The organism is Pseudomonas sp. FBF18 (genome assembly GCF_024261405.1).
Lineage (GTDB): Bacteria > Pseudomonadota > Gammaproteobacteria > Pseudomonadales > Pseudomonadaceae > Aquipseudomonas > Aquipseudomonas palmensis.
The window spans coordinates 269,115-285,972 of sequence record NZ_QKRS01000006.1 but is presented as its reverse complement, the minus strand read 5'-3'; the positions used below and the strand labels follow the sequence as shown (position 1 = coordinate 285,972).

At 62.5% G+C, this 16,858-nt stretch carries 18 protein-coding genes; 6 read left to right on the top strand and 12 right to left on the bottom strand.

The features are described from left to right. Positions 1 to 86: 86 nt before the first annotated feature. On the bottom strand, positions 87 to 482 hold the full coding sequence (locus DN387_RS12655) for a hypothetical protein (RefSeq protein ID WP_043864142.1): 396 nt from the start codon (positions 480 to 482) through the stop codon (positions 87 to 89). Between the two features lie 128 nt (positions 483 to 610). On the opposite strand from DN387_RS12655, the gene DN387_RS12650 reads away from it, so the two are divergent. Then, a complete protein-coding gene (locus tag DN387_RS12650; RefSeq protein WP_043864143.1) occupies positions 611 to 880 on the top strand; it encodes a hypothetical protein in 270 nt (89 codons plus the stop codon). 74 nt (positions 881 to 954) lie between these two features. Here DN387_RS12650 and DN387_RS12645 read toward each other — a convergent pair whose 3' ends face one another. Beyond that, entirely contained in the window at positions 955 to 2,283 is a 1,329-nt protein-coding gene (locus DN387_RS12645; RefSeq protein ID WP_043864144.1) for a DEAD/DEAH box helicase, read from the bottom strand. Positions 2,284 to 2,425: 142 nt separating this feature from the next. Between DN387_RS12645 and DN387_RS12640 the strand changes: the two genes are divergently transcribed. After that, the gene (locus DN387_RS12640) at positions 2,426 to 3,727 is read left to right on the top strand and encodes a mechanosensitive ion channel family protein (protein ID WP_054914937.1); all 1,302 of its coding nucleotides are present in this window, start codon (positions 2,426 to 2,428) and stop codon (positions 3,725 to 3,727) included. On the opposite strand, the gene DN387_RS12635 is transcribed toward DN387_RS12640, so the two are convergent. The 5 genes from DN387_RS12635 to DN387_RS12615 all read right to left on the bottom strand — a co-directional run bounded on the left by DN387_RS12635 (position 3,668) and on the right by DN387_RS12615 (position 7,716). Beyond that, the gene (locus tag DN387_RS12635) at positions 3,668 to 4,546 is read right to left on the bottom strand and encodes a carboxylate/amino acid/amine transporter (protein ID WP_043864146.1); all 879 of its coding nucleotides are present in this window, start codon (positions 4,544 to 4,546) and stop codon (positions 3,668 to 3,670) included. The genes DN387_RS12640 and DN387_RS12635 overlap by 60 nt on opposite strands. A 93-nt stretch (positions 4,547 to 4,639) precedes the next feature. Next, the gene (locus tag DN387_RS12630; protein ID WP_054914938.1) at positions 4,640 to 5,578 is read right to left on the bottom strand and encodes a hypothetical protein; all 939 of its coding nucleotides are present in this window, start codon (positions 5,576 to 5,578) and stop codon (positions 4,640 to 4,642) included. A 45-nt stretch (positions 5,579 to 5,623) separates the two neighbouring features. After that, complete coding sequence (locus tag DN387_RS12625) at positions 5,624 to 6,445, bottom strand: hypothetical protein (RefSeq protein ID WP_054914939.1); 822 nt, start codon at positions 6,443 to 6,445, stop codon at positions 5,624 to 5,626. A gap of 249 nt (positions 6,446 to 6,694) precedes the next feature. Beyond that, positions 6,695 to 7,294 (bottom strand): FMN-dependent NADH-azoreductase, encoded by a 600-nt coding sequence (locus tag DN387_RS12620; RefSeq protein WP_054914940.1) that lies wholly within the window; start codon positions 7,292 to 7,294, stop codon positions 6,695 to 6,697. A gap of 107 nt (positions 7,295 to 7,401) precedes the next feature. Continuing rightward, positions 7,402 to 7,716, bottom strand: a complete 315-nt coding sequence (locus DN387_RS12615; protein ID WP_043864149.1) for a hypothetical protein — start codon at positions 7,714 to 7,716, stop codon at positions 7,402 to 7,404. A gap of 50 nt (positions 7,717 to 7,766) precedes the next feature. Between DN387_RS12615 and DN387_RS12610 the strand changes: the two genes are divergently transcribed. From DN387_RS12610 to DN387_RS12595, 4 genes are all read left to right on the top strand, one after another. Continuing rightward, positions 7,767 to 8,690, top strand: coding sequence for a LysR family transcriptional regulator (locus tag DN387_RS12610; RefSeq protein WP_043864150.1), 924 nt, complete (start codon positions 7,767 to 7,769; stop codon positions 8,688 to 8,690). A gap of 12 nt (positions 8,691 to 8,702) precedes the next feature. Further along, entirely contained in the window at positions 8,703 to 9,518 is an 816-nt protein-coding gene (locus DN387_RS12605) for an alpha/beta fold hydrolase (protein WP_043864151.1), read from the top strand. Continuing rightward, complete coding sequence (locus DN387_RS12600) at positions 9,512 to 10,069, top strand: peptidylprolyl isomerase (RefSeq protein WP_043864152.1); 558 nt, start codon at positions 9,512 to 9,514, stop codon at positions 10,067 to 10,069. The genes DN387_RS12605 and DN387_RS12600 overlap by 7 nt, the downstream gene beginning before the upstream one ends. Positions 10,070 to 10,137: 68 nt before the next feature. Then, entirely contained in the window at positions 10,138 to 11,967 is a 1,830-nt protein-coding gene (locus DN387_RS12595; protein ID WP_054914941.1) for an ABC transporter ATP-binding protein, read from the top strand. Between the two features lie 77 nt (positions 11,968 to 12,044). Here the strand turns inward: DN387_RS12595 and DN387_RS12590 are convergent, their stop codons facing one another. The 5 genes from DN387_RS12590 to DN387_RS12570 form a co-directional block, all read right to left on the bottom strand. Next, entirely contained in the window at positions 12,045 to 13,169 is a 1,125-nt protein-coding gene (locus DN387_RS12590) for a GNAT family N-acetyltransferase (protein ID WP_054914942.1), read from the bottom strand. Positions 13,170 to 13,263: 94 nt separating this feature from the next. Further along, complete coding sequence (locus DN387_RS12585; RefSeq protein ID WP_043864155.1) at positions 13,264 to 14,577, bottom strand: OprO/OprP family phosphate-selective porin; 1,314 nt, start codon at positions 14,575 to 14,577, stop codon at positions 13,264 to 13,266. Between the two features lie 206 nt (positions 14,578 to 14,783). After that, positions 14,784 to 15,017, bottom strand: coding sequence for an anti-sigma factor (locus DN387_RS12580; RefSeq protein WP_054914943.1), 234 nt, complete (start codon positions 15,015 to 15,017; stop codon positions 14,784 to 14,786). Beyond that, positions 15,011 to 15,619 carry an RNA polymerase sigma factor gene (locus DN387_RS12575; protein WP_054914944.1) on the bottom strand — a complete coding sequence of 203 codons (609 nt, stop codon included), beginning with the start codon at positions 15,617 to 15,619 and terminating at the stop codon, positions 15,011 to 15,013. Before DN387_RS12575 ends, DN387_RS12580 begins: the two co-directional genes overlap by 7 nt. A gap of 12 nt (positions 15,620 to 15,631) precedes the next feature. Continuing rightward, the gene (locus tag DN387_RS12570; RefSeq protein WP_043864158.1) at positions 15,632 to 16,753 is read right to left on the bottom strand and encodes a beta-ketoacyl-ACP synthase III; all 1,122 of its coding nucleotides are present in this window, start codon (positions 16,751 to 16,753) and stop codon (positions 15,632 to 15,634) included. Between the last annotated feature and the right edge of the window lie 105 nt (positions 16,754 to 16,858).

Genomic DNA, 16,858 nt, shown 5'->3' with positions numbered 1-16,858 from the left:
TTATCGCGGCACGGCATGGCAGGCTCTCGGCAATAGTGGATCCAGCGCCGATTATCAGGGCCTGCTGCCAGCGATTACCAGCCCGATCAGGCGATTTGTGCCTTTGACGCCACTTCGTCGAAGGTCGCCTCATCCAGTGCATCAGCCTGCTCGTTCAACACCTGGCGCGGATGATCATTGCCCGGGATTGCGCTGTCGATAAGGCTGAGCAGGCGCGAGCCTCGTTGGGTAAGGACGAAGTTCTCGCCATTGCCCCCTTCCTCTTCAGGGCGCGTCTCGATAAAGCCGCGCTCGAACAGCAGCTTCTCGTATTCGCAGGCCTTGGTCTTCAGATGATCAAGCTCCGGCACTGCATCGCCTTTGGCAGCCAGGCCGGCAGCATGCTGCTCGGCATACGGGCGCGGGGTAAAGCTGTGGCCGGCGCCGTTCTGCACTTCGTGCAGCAGGCGCTCCATCAGGTCCCAGTCATAGGTAGTGCTCATCGGTCCAACCTCCAGCAAGGGGATGTAAGGGTGTGACAGGCGCGCGCGGCAGCGGTTCGACTGAACTTTCCGGCCGGCACAGCCCTCCACCGAACACCTTCGCCCGTAATGGAACACGAGGTCCGACCATGAAAACGCTGATGAGCATCACCGCTGCCGCTGCCCTTCTATTTGCCGTGCCCACCTGGGCCTGCACGCTGGAAGAGGCCACGCAGAAGCGCGAGGAGCTGGCCAAGGAGGTCAGCAAACTGACGGAGCAGAACCCGCAGAAGGCCAAGGAGATCAATGAAGAATTGCAGGGGATGAAGCTGGGAACCGAGAGCAAGGACCTGCCGGACAAATGCCAGCTGATCGACAAGCGCATGCAGGAACTGAAGGCGGCAGAGAAGAAAGTCTGAATCGAGGATGACGCGTTCGCTGGCAAGACAGCTCCTGTAGGAGCCGGCCTTGCCGGCGAATAGGCCCTGCAACCTTACTCGGCAGCCGGTGCCGGCTTGCGCTTCTTCAGCGGTGCCATGCCGTCCTGGCTCACCAGGGAGGGAGCATTGGGCTTGGGCTTGGCGGTCGGCTTGCGTTTGGCCACCACCTTTTTGTCGGTCTTCTTGTCGGTCTTTTTCTTCTTGACCCCGGCGGCCTTGCCCGACGCCTTGACCTTCTTCGGCCCGGTATAGGTGCCTTTGACTTCCTTGATGGTGCGGCGCTCGAAGCTCTGCTTGAGGTAGCGCTCGATGCTCGACATCAGGTTCCAGTCACCATGGCAGATCAGCGACACTGCCAGGCCTTCGTTGCCGGCGCGCCCGGTACGACCGATACGGTGTACATATTCGTCGCCGCTGCGCGGCATGTCGAAGTTGATCACCAGGTCCAGGCCGTCCACGTCCAGGCCACGGGCCGCGACGTCGGTCGCCACCAGCACCTTGGCGCCGCCCTGCTTGAGGCGCTCGATGGCCAGCTTGCGGTCCTTCTGGTCCTTGTCGCCGTGCAGCACGAATGCCTTGATGTCCTTGGCCACCAGGTGACCGTAGATACGGTCGGCCATCACCCGGGTATTGGTGAAGATGATTGCCTTCTGGTAGGTCTCGTTGGCCAGCAGCCACTGCACGATCTGTTCTTTGTGCTGGTTGTGGTCGGCGGTGATGATCTGCTGGCGGGTGCCGTCGTTGAGCTGGCTGACGGTGTTGAGCATCAGGTGCTCGGGGTCTTTGAGTACCTTGCCGATCATGTCGCGCAGGCCGGCACCGCCAGTGGTAGCCGAGAACAGCAGGGTCTGCTCGCGGTTCGCGCACTCGTTGCACAGACGCTCGACGTCTTCGGAAAAGCCCATGTCGAGCATGCGGTCGGCTTCGTCCAGCACCACCGCCTGCACATGTTCAAGGTGCAGGTTGCCGGCATTGAGGTGCTCGAGCATGCGCCCCGGGGTGCCGACCAGGATGTCCGGCACCTTGCGCAGCATGGCGGCCTGTTCCTTGAAGTCTTCACCACCGGTGATCATGCCGGCCTTGATGTAGGTGAACTGGGCGAAACGCTCGATTTCCTTGAGGGTCTGCTGGGCCAGCTCGCGGGTCGGCAGCAGCACCAGGGCACGGATCTCGACACGGCTCTGCTTCAGGTCCACCAGGCGGTTGAGCACGGGCAGCATGAAGGCGGCGGTCTTGCCGCTACCGGTTTTCGCCGTCACCCGCAGGTCACGCCCTTGCAGCGCCAGGGGGATGGCCGCCGCCTGCACAGGCGTGGGCTCGACAAAGTTCAGTGCGGCCACGGCTTTGAGCAGGCGTTCGTGCAGGGCGAATTGGGAAAACACGGGTGTACCTCGGGCAAGTGCAGAAATTCAGCCATATAGGGTAACGTTTTCCGGCGCTCACGCCGAATTTCTTTTGGCATTGTCACGACTTTCCGCGTTCTAATTGCACTTCCACTCTTTTTGCGGACACCTTTACTAAGGCATGGATATTCAATTGTTCTGGCAAAACGCCCTGGATCTGTGGGGCACCCTCGATCAGCACCCGCTGCTGCACGCCGGCCTGGGCCTGGCGGTACTGCTGCTGGCCGCCCTGGTACTGGGGCGTGTGGCACGCTTCATGATCCTGCACGCCTTCCGGCTGCTGAGCCGCCAGCCGGCCCTGCACTGGCTCAACGACCTTCTGCACAACAAGGTATTCCAGCGCCTGGCGCAGATGGTGCCCTCGCTGGTGGTGCAGTTCGGCCTCAAGCTGGTGCCGGAGCTCAGTGCCACCAGCCAGCATTTTCTGGGCAACGTGGCGCTGGCGTTCACCATCCTGTTCCTGGTGCTGGCCATCAGTGCACTGCTCGATGCCCTGCTCGATATCTATGCCCGCACCGAACATGCGCGTACCCGTTCGATCAAGGGCTATGTGCAACTGGCCAAGATGGTGCTGTTCGTGTTCGGCGCGATCATCATCGTCGCCACCCTGATCGACCGCTCGCCGTTGTTGCTGCTGTCGGGCCTGGGTGCGATGTCGGCGGTGATCCTGCTGGTGTACAAGGACACCCTGCTGTCGTTCGTGGCCAGCGTGCAACTGACCAGCAACGACATGCTGCGCGTCGGCGACTGGATCGAGATGCCCCAGGTGGGCGCCGACGGCGACGTGGTGGACATCACCCTGCACACGGTCAAGGTGCAGAACTTCGACAAGACCATTGTCTCTATCCCCACCTGGCGCTTGATGTCCGAATCGTTCAAGAACTGGCGTGGCATGCAGCAGGCCGGCGGTCGGCGCATCAAGCGCAGCCTGTTCATCGATGCTGGCGGCGTGCGCTTTCTGACCGATGAAGAAGAGCAACGCCTGGGCAAGGTGCGCCTGCTCACCGACTACATGACCCGCAAGCGCAGCGAACTGCAGGCCTGGAACGAAGCCCAGGGCCCTGTGGCAGCACTGTCGGCCAACCGCCGGCGCATGACCAACATCGGCACCTTCCGCGCCTATGCCCTGGCGTACCTGAAAAGCCACCCGGACATCCAGCCGAACATGACCTGCATGGTGCGTCAGATGCAGACCACCGCCCAGGGCGTGCCCCTGGAAATCTACTGCTTCACCCGCACCACCGCCTGGGCCGATTATGAACGTATCCAGGGCGATATCTTCGACTACCTGCTGGCCGTGATGCCCGAGTTCGGTCTGGGCCTGTACCAGCAACCCAGCGGCAGCGACCTGCGCGCCGGGCTGCTACCGGCCGGTGCCGTTCGCGAGCAACGGGCGTTGAGCACCGAGTCGGCTGAGCCATAGCGAGGCCAGTATCACCGCACCGCCGATGAACAGCCGGCCCAGCGGCTCGTGCTGGTTCCAGATCAGCAGGTTGAGCAACAGCCCGACCGGCACATGCAGGTTGTTCATCACCGCCAGGGTGCCGCCTGAAACCAGGCAGGCGCCCTTGTTCCACCAGTACAGCCCCAGCGCCGTCGGGCACAATCCCAGAAACAGCAGCACCAGCCACTGCACGTCGGTGCTGGGCAGATGCTGCGCGTTGCCGAACAGCAGGAAGGCCGGCAGCACCACCAGCAGGGCGCCCAGGTAGAAGTAGCCGAAGCGTCGGTAGTGCGGCAGGTCACTGGGGTAACGGGCAACCAGGTGCTTGTACAGCACCTGACCGGCGGCATAGGTGAAGTTGGCCAGTTGCAGCAGCACAAAGCCCATGAAGAAGTCCGGGCTGATGCGGTCGAAGCGAATCACCGCTGCGCCCCCCACCGCCACCAGTGCGGCCACCAGTGCCCACGGATTGAAGCGCCGGTTCAGGGCATCCTCGATCAGGGTCACGTGCAAGGGTGTAAGAATGGTGAACAGCAGCACTTCGGGCACGCTCAGCACACGAAAGCTCAAATACAGGCACACATAGGTGATGCCGAACTGCAACGCGCCGATCAGCAGCATGGCCCGCATGAAGCGCGGCTCGACCTTGCGCCAGCGGGTCAACGGCAAAAACACCAGGCCGGCCAGCAGTACCCGCGCCAGCACCGCGAAGTAGCTGTCGACATGCCCGGCCAGGTATTCGCCGATCAGGCTGAAGGAAAACGCCTGGATCAGCGCGACGATCAATAAGTAGCCCATGTATGCCCCCTGATATGCAGGCGGCGACCTTAGCGGTTGACCAACGGGCCGGCAACCGCTTTTGAAACGCCTGCACTCAAGGTGCCAGCAGGCTCAACGGGTCTGATCGGCCGTGATGAACTGGAACCGTGCGGGGGTGGCGCCAGAGGGCAAGGTCACCGCGATGATCGGCACCAGGATGCCCGTCTGGCTGAAGAAGTCCCGCTGATCCGCCTGCGCCCCCGCCCTTCCGCTCGCGCTCCCGCCAATATAGAAGAAGGCTTCCATCGGCAATTGCCGACCGATGTTCTGCGGCCACAGGGCCATGCGCACTTCGTTCTGGATGCCACCAAGGTTGGCGCCGGGCAGGTTTCTGGCACGCAGGCTCTGATAGAACGCGATGGCGCCTTCTTTGTTGAGTTCATCGCGAACATTGAAGCCGCACTGGCGTGCATTGATCCGGTTGGCGTTGTAATGCGCCAGCCATTGTTCGGCTGTACCGATGCCCTGCGCCCTGCACTCGCGACTCACCGTGGGGTAACCGACATTCTGCCCGCACCCCTGCGATTCTCGCCTGTTGGAATCGGCGTCCACAGGAAACGAGCACAACACACGGGGCTTGTATTGATTGTTGGCGTACAAGATAGGCACGAAGATGAAGCCGTTAGTGTACCCATAGGCCAACCGACTGAACGCAGAGTCGGCGCGCAGGTAGGAGAACGACACGCCCGAGGCGGTGGGGTTCGGGTTCCACGAATGAAACGCCGGGCTGTTCTGCGTAGCGCGCATGAGGATGCCGCTGCACAGAAAGGCCGGCGCGCTGGAGGCGTTACAGTTCTGCCGGGTGTCGCGGTAACGTTCCTGCAGGTGGCGTGCAACCGTGGCTCCGGAAACAGCCGCCGTACCTGCACGGGACTGCAACGCAGCGGCCTGGACCGTTGGCGGCACCGAGCTTGCCTGCGCAACCTCGTCATTGGCAGGCTGCACCGGCGCCCGGTTGGCGCAGGCTGTCATCAGGCTGATCAACAGCAACAGTGTGAACGTGTTCAACATGGTGCCTCCCTGCGCTCGCGCCGGCTTTGAACCCTTGCTTGCGGGTCACGCCTTGCTTGGCGGGCGTTTCGCAGGTTTGCCAGGCACTTTCGCAGGTGCCTCTGACGCCTTCGCAGGTTTTTTCACCGGCACTTTCGCAGGGCCCTCAGGCGCCTTCGCAGATGCCGGGGGCACCTCCAGGCTCGGGATATAAAGCAGCCTGGAAAATTGGTAGTCCGAGCCCGTAACCGCTTCAAGCGCATAATTGAGCCACACTTGCTTGCCTCTGTTCTGCTGAAACCAGCTCAGTGGAATTTCAAACTGGGCAGTACCACCCGTCATGGGTTTCCACCCCAGGTCCTCATGCCCTGTCATGGTGAAACCTCTTAGACGAACCTTGTGTGAAGGTTGCCATTGGGGATAGGTAACCTTGACCACGCGAGAACCACGCTCAAGTGTTGGCCGGTCCAATGGATCGAAACTTTGGACTTGCACCGTATAGTAACGACTCTGCGAGACCACCCATGCTCCGCCATTCCTGCTCAGCGCGAAATTTACCTGTGCCGTTTGACCGGAACTGCTGTACATCAGCGCTTTTGGACAAGAAGAGTACAGCGCTTGCGGCGGGTTTTTGATGACTTGCACGGGCAAATCGAAGATGATACCGGAAGGTTCGACAATTCTTACCCTGACCCTGTCACCGGCGTACATGCCGGCTGATATGAGCGTCCTGACTGACAAAAAATCCGTATTGCTGCCGCAGTTGTAGATCCCCCTTATCAGGAAATACCTTCTCGACGGGTCTTGGGGGTAATCGGGATGTTCAATCGAACAGTCGATCGTCGGGGCATCCCAGGCATATAGCTTGGACTCAATTTTAGCAGGCATAGGTACGCATCCTTATATCCGCGAGGCAAGTTACAAACTTTCACTGCGGAAAGTCTGTCCGTCACCTGTATATAAACAGCTAGGCATTCAAGCGCGCACCTGACAAAACTGTCAGTTCTCTATAAACAATCAACCTGGCAATGACAAGTTTTATAACCACCCACAAAAAAGCCCGGTCAAACCAGTGTCTGACCGGGCAGGTACACCCAAAGGAGCAAAGGTGTCAGGCGGGGGGGAAATCGGTACGGCTCAAGCTACCGCAGCCAGCAGCGCCTTGGCCTGGTTCAGGCCTTTTTCGTGGAAGTCGCCGCCCATGTTCAGGCCCTCGGCGTGAATGAACGTCACCTCGTGAATGCCGATGAAGGCCATCACCTGGCGCAGGTAGGGCTCCTGATGGTCGCTACCGGCCCCGGCGTGGATACCGCCGCGGGCCGTCAGCACATAGGCGCGCTTGCCGGTCAGCAAGCCCTGCGGGCCGGTGGGGGTGTATTTGAAGGTGACGCCGGCACGCAGCACATGGTCGAGCCAGGCCTTCAGCGTACTGGGGATGGTGAAGTTGTACATCGGCGCCGCCAGCACCAGTACATCGGCGGCCAGCACTTCGTCGGTCAGTTCGTTGGAACGTGCCAGTGCCTGCACTTCTTCGGCGCTGCGCTGGGCTTCGGGCTTCATCCAGCCACCCAGCAGATGGCTGTCCAGGTGGGGTACCGGGTTCAATGCCAGGTCGCGCACGCTGATCTGGTCGGCCGGGTTGGCCGCCTGCCACTGGCTGATGAAATCACGGGTCAGCTGACGAGACACGGAGTCCTGCAGGCGGGCGCTGCTTTCGATGATCAGTACGCGGGACATGGGTTGCCTCCATCGGCAAGTTCGCTAAGTCGATGGAGGCAAGATTAGAGATTGACCTATCGATAAAAAAGCGTAAAAACTGGGTTAAATCTATCAGTTAACCTGTTTTATTGCGGTTTGCAGTCCAGCGCGATGCGCAGCTTGAGGATTTCGCGGTTGAATTTGGCCGTCACGTCGACGCTCTTTTTCGCCGGTACCTGTATGCGCCGTACCCTGGGGGCCTCCGGGCCGTTGCGGAAGGTGACCTTGCACGTCGCTGCCACATCGCCGTAGTTGTTCAGGCTGATCGAGCCGATGTCACGGTCGGTGTCGTAGGTGGTGTAGTCAAGCTTCACCCCGTCGGTGTTCTTGGTCACGTCGATGGGGTAGGCCAGGGCCGTCAGCGGCAGCAGGGCCAGCAGTGCAACACAGATTTTCTTCATAACGGCGCTCTCCATGAAAGTGCGCCAGCTTAGGACAACAGGAGCCGAAGATGAAAGCGCCGCGCGTTACCCTGGATCAGTGGCGGACTCTGCAGGCGGTGGTCGACCACGGCGGCTTTGCCCAGGCCGCCGAAGCCCTGCACCGCTCCCAATCGTCGGTGAGCTATACCGTGGCCCGCATGCAGGACCAGCTCGGCGTGCCGTTGCTGCGCATCGACGGGCGCAAGGCGGTGCTCACCGATGCCGGCAGCGTGCTGCTGCGCCGCTCGCGCCAGTTGGTCAAGCAGGCCAGCCAGCTCGAAGACCTCGCCCATCACATGGAGCAGGGTTGGGAAGCCGAGGTGCGCCTGGTGGTCGATGCCGCCTACCCCAATGCCCGACTGGTACGTGCCCTGAGTGCGTTCATGCCGCAAAGTCGCGGCTGCCGGGTGCGCCTGCGCGAGGAGGTGCTGTCAGGGGTCGAGGAAGTGCTGCACGAAGGGGTGGCGGACCTTGCCATCAGCGGCTTCAGCATCCCCGGCTACCTGGGCACCGAATTGAGCGCGGTGGAGTTCGTGGCCGTTGCACACCCCGAGCACAGCCTGCACCGCCTGGGCCGCGAGCTCAGTTTCCAGGACCTGGAGAGCCAGTTGCAGGTGGTGATCCGCGACTCTGGCCGGGCACAACCGCGGGATGTGGGCTGGCTGGGCGCCGAACAGCGCTGGACGGTCGGCAGCCTGGCAACCGCCGCCACCTTCGTCAGCAGCGGCCTGGGCTTTGCCTGGCTGCCACGCCACCTGATCGAGCGCGAACTGCGCGAAGGCGTGCTCAAGCCACTGCCGCTGGACCAGGGTGGCAGCCGTCACCCGCTGTTCTACCTTTACTCGAACAAGGACAAACCCCTGGGCCCGGCCACGCAGATCCTCATCGAGTTGCTGCGCAACTTCGACACTGCGCCGCTGGACGTGCCCTTCGCCGCCCCCGCCCAAGCCTGACAGGTAACGCCCATGGCCTATTTCGAACATGAAGGTTGCACCCTGCATTACGAGGAATATGGCCAGGGCGAGCCCCTGGTACTGCTGCACGGCCTGGGCTCGAGCTGCCAGGACTGGGAATACCAGGTACCGGAGCTGGCCCGTCAGTACCGCGTGATCCTGCTCGATGTGCGCGGCCACGGGCGCTCCGACAAGCCTCGCGAGCGCTACAGCATCGCCGGCTTCAGCGCCGACCTGCTGGCCCTGCTGGAGCACCTGAACACCGGCCCGGTACACCTGGCTGGCCTGTCGATGGGCGGCATGATCGGCTTCCAGTTTGCCGTCGACCATCCCCACCGGTTGCGCAGCCTGTGCATCGTCAACAGCGCACCCGAGGTCAAGCTGCGCAGCCGCGACGATTACTGGCAATGGTTCAAGCGCTGGAGCCTGGCCCGCCTGCTGAGCCTGGAGACCATCGGCAAAGGCCTGGCCGCACGCCTGTTTCCCAAGCCGGAGCAGGCCGAGTTGCGACGCAAGATGGCCGAGCGCTGGGCGCGCAACGACAAGCGTGCGTACCTGGCCAGCTTCGATGCCATCGTCGGCTGGGGGGTACAGGAACGCCTGGGCCAGATCCGCTGTCCTACGCTGGTCATCAGCGCCGACCACGATTACACCCCGATACAGCTCAAGCAGCGCTACGTCGCGCTTATTCCTCAAGCACGACTGGCGGTCATCGAAGATTCACGGCACGCTACACCGCTGGATCAACCCCGGCTGTTCAACCAGACCCTGCTGCAGTTTCTGGCAACGGCTTCAACCACTTCTCAAGGATCATTGAGTTCATGCTGAAAAAACTTCTGCTTGGCGCCTGCTCGGTCGTCTTCGCCACCAGCCTGATGGCTGCCGAAAAAGCCCCGCACGTACTGCTCGACACCAGCTTCGGCCAGATCGAAGTGGAACTGGACCCGGTCAAGGCGCCCATCTCGACCAAGAACTTCCTCGAGTATGTCGACAGCGGCTTCTACACCAACACCATCTTCCACCGCGTGATCCCGGGCTTCATGGTCCAGGGCGGCGGCTTCACCGCGCAGATGCAACAGAAGTCGACCAAGGACCCGATCCGCAACGAGGCCAGCAACGGCCTGCACAACACCCGCGGCACCCTGTCGATGGCCCGCACATCCAACCCGAACTCGGCCACCAGCCAGTTCTTCATCAACGTGGCCGACAACGCCTTCCTCGATCCGGGCCGCGATGCCGGCTACGCCGTGTTCGCCAAGGTGGTCAAGGGTATGGACGTGGTCGACCAGATCGTCAACTCGCCGACCACGCGCAAGAACGGCATGGCCGATGTACCGGTCGATCCCGTGCTGATCAAGTCCGCCAAACGCATTGACTGAGCCCGTGTTCACAGGGACGTGAACCACGACCGGCCCGGTCGAGTCAGACAGGAGTTAGAGTTTTGAGGTTGTATCGCTATTTCGAAAAGCTGATCGATATCTTTCGCGAAGCACCGACCGCATCGCCGCCGGGCAAGGTCCTGCCGTTCTATTTCTACTACCTGCGCCAGGTGTGGCCCAGCTTTGCCGCACTGCTGGTGGTGGGGCTGGTGGCTTCGCTCATCGAAGTGGCGCTGTTCAGTTACCTGAGCCGCATCATCGACCTGGCCCAGGGCGCGCCAAACCCCGATTTCTTCAGCGATCACGCCAGCGAGCTGATCTGGATGGTGGTAGTCACGCTGCTGCTGCGCCCGCTGTTCTTCGGCCTGCACGACCTGCTGGTGCACCAGACCATCAGCCCGGGCATGACCAGCATGATCCGCTGGCAGAACCACACCCATGTGCTCAAGCAGAGCCTCAATTTCTTCCAGAGCGATTTTGCCGGGCGCATCGCCCAGCGCATCATGCAGACCGGCAACTCGTTGCGCGATTCGGCCGTGCAGGCGGTGGACGCCCTGTGGCACGTGCTGATCTACGCGATCAGCTCGCTGGTACTGTTCGCCGAGGCCGACTGGCGCCTGATGCTGCCCCTGACCGTCTGGATCTTCGCCTACATCGGCGCACTGTGCTATTTCGTGCCCAGGGTCAAGGAACGCTCGGTGGTGTCATCGGATGCGCGCTCCAAGCTGATGGGCCGTATTGTCGATGGCTACACCAACATCGCCACCCTCAAGCTGTTCGCCCACACCGACTTCGAGCGCCAGTACGCCCGCGAAGCGATTCGCGAGCAGACCGAAAAGACCCAGCTGGCCTCGCGGGTGATCACCAGCATGGATGTGGTCATCACCAGCCTCAACGGGCTGCTGATCGTCACCACCACCGGCCTGGCGCTGTGGCTGTGGAGCCAGTCGCTGATCACCGTGGGCGCCATCGCCCTGGCCACCGGCCTGGTGATCCGCATCGTCAACATGTCGGGCTGGATCATGTGGGTGGTCAACGGCATCTTCGAGAACATCGGCATGGTGCAGGATGGCCTCAAGACCATCGCCCAGCCGGTCACCGTCACCGATCCGCCAGATGCTCCGGCGCTCAAGGTCGATCGCGGCGCGGTGCGCTTCGACAACGTCGACTTTCATTACGGTCAGGGCAGCCGGATCATCAGCAACCTGACCCTGGACATTCGCCCCGGCGAGAAGATCGGCCTGATCGGCCCCTCGGGCGCCGGCAAGTCCACCCTGGTCAACCTGCTGCTGCGCCTGTACGACCTGGAAAGTGGCCGTATCCTGATCGACGGCCAGGACATTGCCCGGGTGAGCCAGGCCAGCCTGCGCGCACAGATCGGCATGATCACCCAGGACACCTCGCTGCTGCACCGCTCGATTCGCGACAACCTGCTGTATGGCCGGCCGGATGCGACAGAAGAGGAGTTGTGGGAGGCGGTGCGCCGGGCGCGGGCCGATGAGTTCATCCCTCAGCTGTCCGATGCCCAGGGGCGCACCGGTTTCGATGCGCATGTGGGCGAGCGTGGCGTGAAACTGTCCGGCGGCCAGCGCCAGCGCATCGCGATTGCGCGGGTCCTGCTCAAGAATGCACCGATCCTGATCATGGACGAAGCCACTTCGGCGCTGGATTCGGAAGTGGAGGCAGCCATCCAGGAGAGCCTGGAGACCCTGATGCAGGGCAAGACGGTGATCGCCATTGCGCACCGCCTGTCGACCATCGCGCGGATGGACCGGCTGGTGGTGCTGGAGCAGGGGCGGATTGCCGAGATGGGCACCCATGCCGAACTGCTGGCGCACCAGGGGCTGTACGCACGGTTGTGGCATCACCAGACGGGAGGGTTTGTCGGGGTCGATTGAACACCGCGGCGACGGTATCGCGGGTCAAGCCCGCTCCCACAGGGATTTCACTGCGCCTGCGGGTGCGGGCTCGGCCCTCAGGCTTGCCTGAAGGGCAGCGCCGTACGCGCCTCCTCGGCATACCCCAGCACCCCCACCCGCTCCTGCGCCAGAAAGTCCTGCACGGCCGCCTTCAACCCCGGATGCAGCAGGTAATGCCAGGACCGCGTGATCACCGGTTCGAACCCGCGAATCAGCTTGTGCTCGCCCTGCGCCCCGGCATCGAAACGCTGCAACCCTTCGGCAATGGCAACGTCCATACCCTGATAGAAGCACGTCTCGAAATGCAACCGGTCGAACTCCGCTAGGCAGCCCCAGTAGCGCCCATACAGGCTGTCACCACCCACCAGGCTGAACGCCATCGCCACCGCCCGCCCGCCCTGATGCGCCATCACCACGCGGATCGACGCGGGCATGCGTTCGGCCAGCAGGCTGAAAAACGCCCGGGTAAGGTACGGGGCACGGCGGCGCACGGCGTAGGTGTTGGCATAGCATGCGTACACGAAATCCCACTGCGCCTCACTCAGCTCATGGCCGTGGTACCACTGAAACTCGATACCCTGCCCCGACACCTGCTCGCGTTCCTTGCGCATCTGCTTGCGCTTGCGCGAACTGAGGCTGTCGAGAAAATCCTGGAAGTCCCGATAACCCTGGTTGCGCCAGTGAAACTGACACCCCAGACGCTCCATCCAGCCCGCACGCCCACGCAATACTTCGTCGCTGGCCGGGTCGGTGAAGTTCACGTGCAGGCCCGACAGCCCCTGTTCGAGCAAAGCATCGCTGACGCCGTCGATCAGCTCACCCGCCGCCTGCGCGTCACCCAGCAGGCGCGCGCCGCTGACCGGTGAAAACGGCACCGCGCACAGCAGCTTGGGGTAATAGTCGATACCGGCGCGGTCGCAGGCGTCGGCCCAGCCGTGATCGAACACGTACTCGCCGAACGAATGGGTCTTCACGTAGGCCGGCATGGCCGCCCGTACCTGGCCCTGAGTGTCGGTCAGGACCTGGTGGGCCGGTGCCCAACCGGTGCGCGGGGTGACGCTGGCGCTGTCTTCCAGGCTGCGCAGGAAGGCATGGCGCAGGAACGGCTGGGCATCCGGCACCAGGGCATCCCAGGTGGCGGCGTCGATATCGGCAAGGTGCGGCAGAATTGAGATGGGCATGCGCGCAGTCTGCCCCCTCGTGCGAGCAAAAAAAAGCCCCGCAGGTGCGGGGCGAAGATCTAACGGATGAAGGAGTGTGTTGCAGGGGTAACGCTTAGAACACGTACTGCGCGCGCATCACGAAACCGTCGCCGCTGTCGTCGCCGGCAGCGTTCTGCGCGTTGTCGGTCTTGGCCTTGACGTACACGCCGCTGAGCTTGATCGACTCGTTGGCGTACCAGTTCACACCCAGGTTGTGCACCTTGGCTTCCACGTCACCGATGTCGGCAAATGCGCCGTTGTTGTCGTCGACGCTCAGGTGGTCGTAGCGGTAGAACACTTCCCACGCGCCAATCTGCTTGTTGGAAGGCTTGATGCTGTCGAACTTGCCGAGTTTGTAGCCACGCGCTTCACCGGTGATGGTGTAGGCCACCTGGCCGTAGTAACCCTTGGCCTTGATGTCGGAGAAGGCCGAGTCGTCTGCCTGAACATCACGCTTGATGTACTCGCCCTGCACCGAGAACGGGCCCAGCGCGTAGGCGGCTTCCAGGCCCCAGGCCTTGTCGGTGTCGTAGGCACCGGCCGGGGTGGTGGCGTTGCCGCCCAGCACCAGGCGGTTGCCGTTGTTGCCGGCGTCCTGGCCACCGTCGGTGCTCACCCCACGCATGCCCAGGCGGCTGCGGATACGGCCGTCGAACGCGGTATCGGAAAGGTCGCGCTGGGCGTAGTTCAGGCCAACGTGCAGTACGTTGCCGGCCTCGTGCATCGGTGCGAACACACCGCGCAGGTTGAACTGCTTGGAGCTGTCGCCGTCCTTGTCCTGGTTGGTGGCGTCCTTGGCGAACAGGCCGGCCGAACCGTACAGCGAGTCACCGGCGTTACCCGATGCCTGGATACCGAAGCCGCCGTTGTGCGAGTTGGTCCAGTCCACCAGGTCGTAGGCAGCGGTTCGCTCCTGGGCAGTCACCCACTTGGAGCTGGTGGCTTTTTCCAGGCCGAACTCGGGGTCGAAGCGACCGACCTTGATCGATACCGGCTTGAAGCCGTTGTAGGCCAGCGACGCTTCGTCGAAGTAACCGTCTTCGGAACGGTTGTCGCCACCGGAGTTATGCGAGAAGTCGTAGGCGATCTGGTAGGCCCAGTCGGTGTACATCACACCGCCCAGTTCCAGGTAGGCACGGCGGAAGTAGCCCGCATCGGCGGTATCGCCGTTCTTGGTGTAGAAACCGTCGAAGCGGCTGTAGTCGGCCTGGACCCGGCCACCCAGCTTGAAGCTGAATTCCTTGTCAGCGGTAGCGACCTCCAGGCCACCCTTGGTCTTGACTACGATATCGGCGCCGTCAGTAGTCACGGTGCCCGCGAAAGCCTGGGCGGTAACGGCCATTGCCAAGGCGCTGGCTGCGAAACCTGCGAAGTGCTTACGGATCATCGAAGGAACTCCCCTACGTTCATAACGTTTATGGTCTTGATTACGTTGAAAAAACACGCGGCTCAGGCCACTTGTGCTGGGGACGAATCTTGGCGGGGGGTTATTTCAGATCAGTGGCTGTTAGATAAATATTTAGTGACAGGGGAACTTTTTACTTCGAATGTGAATAAGAAAATTCGCCCCGTTGCAGGGCTGGTTGCGGGGTTTCAGCGCGTTGCCCGGCGCTCGGCGGCCAGCCGCGCCGCAAGGGCCTCGGCCCCCTCCACAGGCGCCGGCGGCAGCGCCTTGAGGGTTGCCTGGGCCAGGCGCAACTGCTTGATGAAGCGACGACAATTGCGACAGAACAGCAGGTGCTGGCGCGTCATCAGGCGCTCGCCCAGGGTCAGTTGCCCGTCCAGGTAATCACTGGAGCAGGCGACCAGTTGCTTGCAGGTCAGCATTGGCCGGTGTCCTCGAAATGTTCCAGGGTCGCGAAGACCTTGAGGCGTGCACGGTGCAGCAGCACACGTACATTGGAGAGCGACAGGTCGAGCAGATTACAGATTTCCACCAGTTCGAGGCCCTGGCGCTCACGCAACAACAGCACACTGCTCTGCAGCTGCGACAGGCTGAGCAGGGTGTGCTCCAGGCATTCGCGCAACTGCTCCTGGCTGAGCAGGGCCTCGGGGCTGTCTTCGTGCCAAGCCGAAGGCGCCAGCAGCCAGTGACCGTCGCTGGCGAAACGCGCGTCGTCGATGCTGCCATGGGGGGCCGGCAGGTCGTCGAGCAGCACCTCGCGGCGGTTTTGCCGGTAACGGGTCTTGGCCGTATTGGAGGTGATGGTCAGCAACCAGGTCTTGAGGCTGGAGCGGCGCTGGAAGCCCGCCAGACCGCGTACCGCCGCCAGCCAGGCATCCTGCACCACCTCGTCGGCGCCACGTTCGCCGACGATGGCATAGGCCACCGCGCGCATGGCGCCCTGGCAGGTCTGAACCAGTTCGGCGAACGCGCGCTGCTCTCCCGCCAGCAAGCGGTCGAGCAAGCGCTGTTCGTCAGCCGTCACTGGCGTGGGCGATCAACGTTTGCGCAGGATCACGCTGCCGATCGAGTAGCCGGCACCGAACGAACTGAGCACCCCGAGGGCACCCTTGGGCAGGTCGTCCTGGTGCTTGTGCAGCGCGATCACCGAGCCGGCCGAACTGGTGTTGGCGTAGGTATCGAGAATCACCGGGGCCTCCTCGACCAGCGCGTCGCGGCCCAGCAGCTTCTTGACGATCAGGTGGTTCATGCTCAGGTTGGCCTGGTGCAGCCAGAAGCGCTTGACGTCACTGACGTTGAGGTTGTTTTCGCTCAGGTGCTGGCCGATCAGCTCGGCCACCATCGGGCACACCTCGCGGAACACCTTGCGGCCTTCCTGCACGAACAGCTTGTCCGGCGCACCGATACCCTCTTCCGCCGCGCGGTTGAGGAAGCCGAAGTTGTTGCGGATGTTGTTGGAGAACTGGGTCAGCAGCTTGGTGCTGACGATATCGAACTGGTGCGCCGAGGTAGCGAGGTCGGCACGTTCGACCAGCACCGCCGTGGCGGCGTCGCCGAAGATGAAGTGGCTGTCACGGTCACGGAAGTTCAGGTGGCCGGTGCAGATCTCGGGGCTGATCACCAGCACCGAACGGGCCTGACCCAGTTGCACGCTGTTGCAGGCGACCTGAATGCCGAAGGTCGCCGACGAACACGCCACGTTCATGTCGAAACCGAAACCGGCGATGCCCAAAGCCTGCTGCACTTCGATGGCGATGGCCGGGTAAGGGCGCTGCAGGTTGGAGCAGGCGACGATGACCGCGTCGACATCGGCTGCGGTGCGCCCGGCACGCGCCAGGGCCTGCTCGGCGGCGGCCACGCCCATCTGGCAGAGGATCGACGGCTCGTCGTTGCTGCGCTCCGGCAGGCGCGGCTTCATGCGCTGCGGATCGAGGATGCCGGCCTTGTCCATCACGAAGCGGCTCTTGATGCCCGAGGCCTTCTCGATGAACGCAGCGCTCGACTCGGCCAGTGCCTGCACTTCGCCCCGTTCGATAGCAGCGGCATTGTCGGCATTGAACTGCTGCACATAGGTGTTGAAAGACTCGACCAGCTCTTCGTTGGAAATGCTGTTGGCCGGGGTGTACAGGCCGGTGCCGCTGATGACGACGTTATGCACGGTCGTTCCTCTGTTCGGGGCCGCTGCCTGCCGGGCAACGGCCTGTTCTGTCGGTCAAATGGCACGAAAGTACCAATTAATACAGGCAATGCACCCGGCAAGCGG

Coding starts and splice junctions, on each gene's coding strand:
- DN387_RS12655 (WP_043864142.1), bottom strand. CDS start 482: ATGAGCACTACCTATGACTGGGACCTGATGGAGCGCCTGCTGCACGAA.
- DN387_RS12650 (WP_043864143.1), top strand. CDS start 611: ATGAAAACGCTGATGAGCATCACCGCTGCCGCTGCCCTTCTATTTGCC.
- DN387_RS12640 (WP_054914937.1), top strand. CDS start 2,426: ATGGATATTCAATTGTTCTGGCAAAACGCCCTGGATCTGTGGGGCACC.
- DN387_RS12635 (WP_043864146.1), bottom strand. CDS start 4,546: ATGGGCTACTTATTGATCGTCGCGCTGATCCAGGCGTTTTCCTTCAGC.
- DN387_RS12630 (WP_054914938.1), bottom strand. CDS start 5,578: ATGTTGAACACGTTCACACTGTTGCTGTTGATCAGCCTGATGACAGCC.
- DN387_RS12625 (WP_054914939.1), bottom strand. CDS start 6,445: ATGCCTGCTAAAATTGAGTCCAAGCTATATGCCTGGGATGCCCCGACG.
- DN387_RS12620 (WP_054914940.1), bottom strand. CDS start 7,294: ATGTCCCGCGTACTGATCATCGAAAGCAGCGCCCGCCTGCAGGACTCC.
- DN387_RS12615 (WP_043864149.1), bottom strand. CDS start 7,716: ATGAAGAAAATCTGTGTTGCACTGCTGGCCCTGCTGCCGCTGACGGCC.
- DN387_RS12610 (WP_043864150.1), top strand. CDS start 7,767: ATGAAAGCGCCGCGCGTTACCCTGGATCAGTGGCGGACTCTGCAGGCG.
- DN387_RS12605 (WP_043864151.1), top strand. CDS start 8,703: ATGGCCTATTTCGAACATGAAGGTTGCACCCTGCATTACGAGGAATAT.
- DN387_RS12600 (WP_043864152.1), top strand. CDS start 9,512: ATGCTGAAAAAACTTCTGCTTGGCGCCTGCTCGGTCGTCTTCGCCACC.
- DN387_RS12590 (WP_054914942.1), bottom strand. CDS start 13,169: ATGCCCATCTCAATTCTGCCGCACCTTGCCGATATCGACGCCGCCACC.
- DN387_RS12585 (WP_043864155.1), bottom strand. CDS start 14,577: ATGATCCGTAAGCACTTCGCAGGTTTCGCAGCCAGCGCCTTGGCAATG.
- DN387_RS12580 (WP_054914943.1), bottom strand. CDS start 15,017: ATGCTGACCTGCAAGCAACTGGTCGCCTGCTCCAGTGATTACCTGGAC.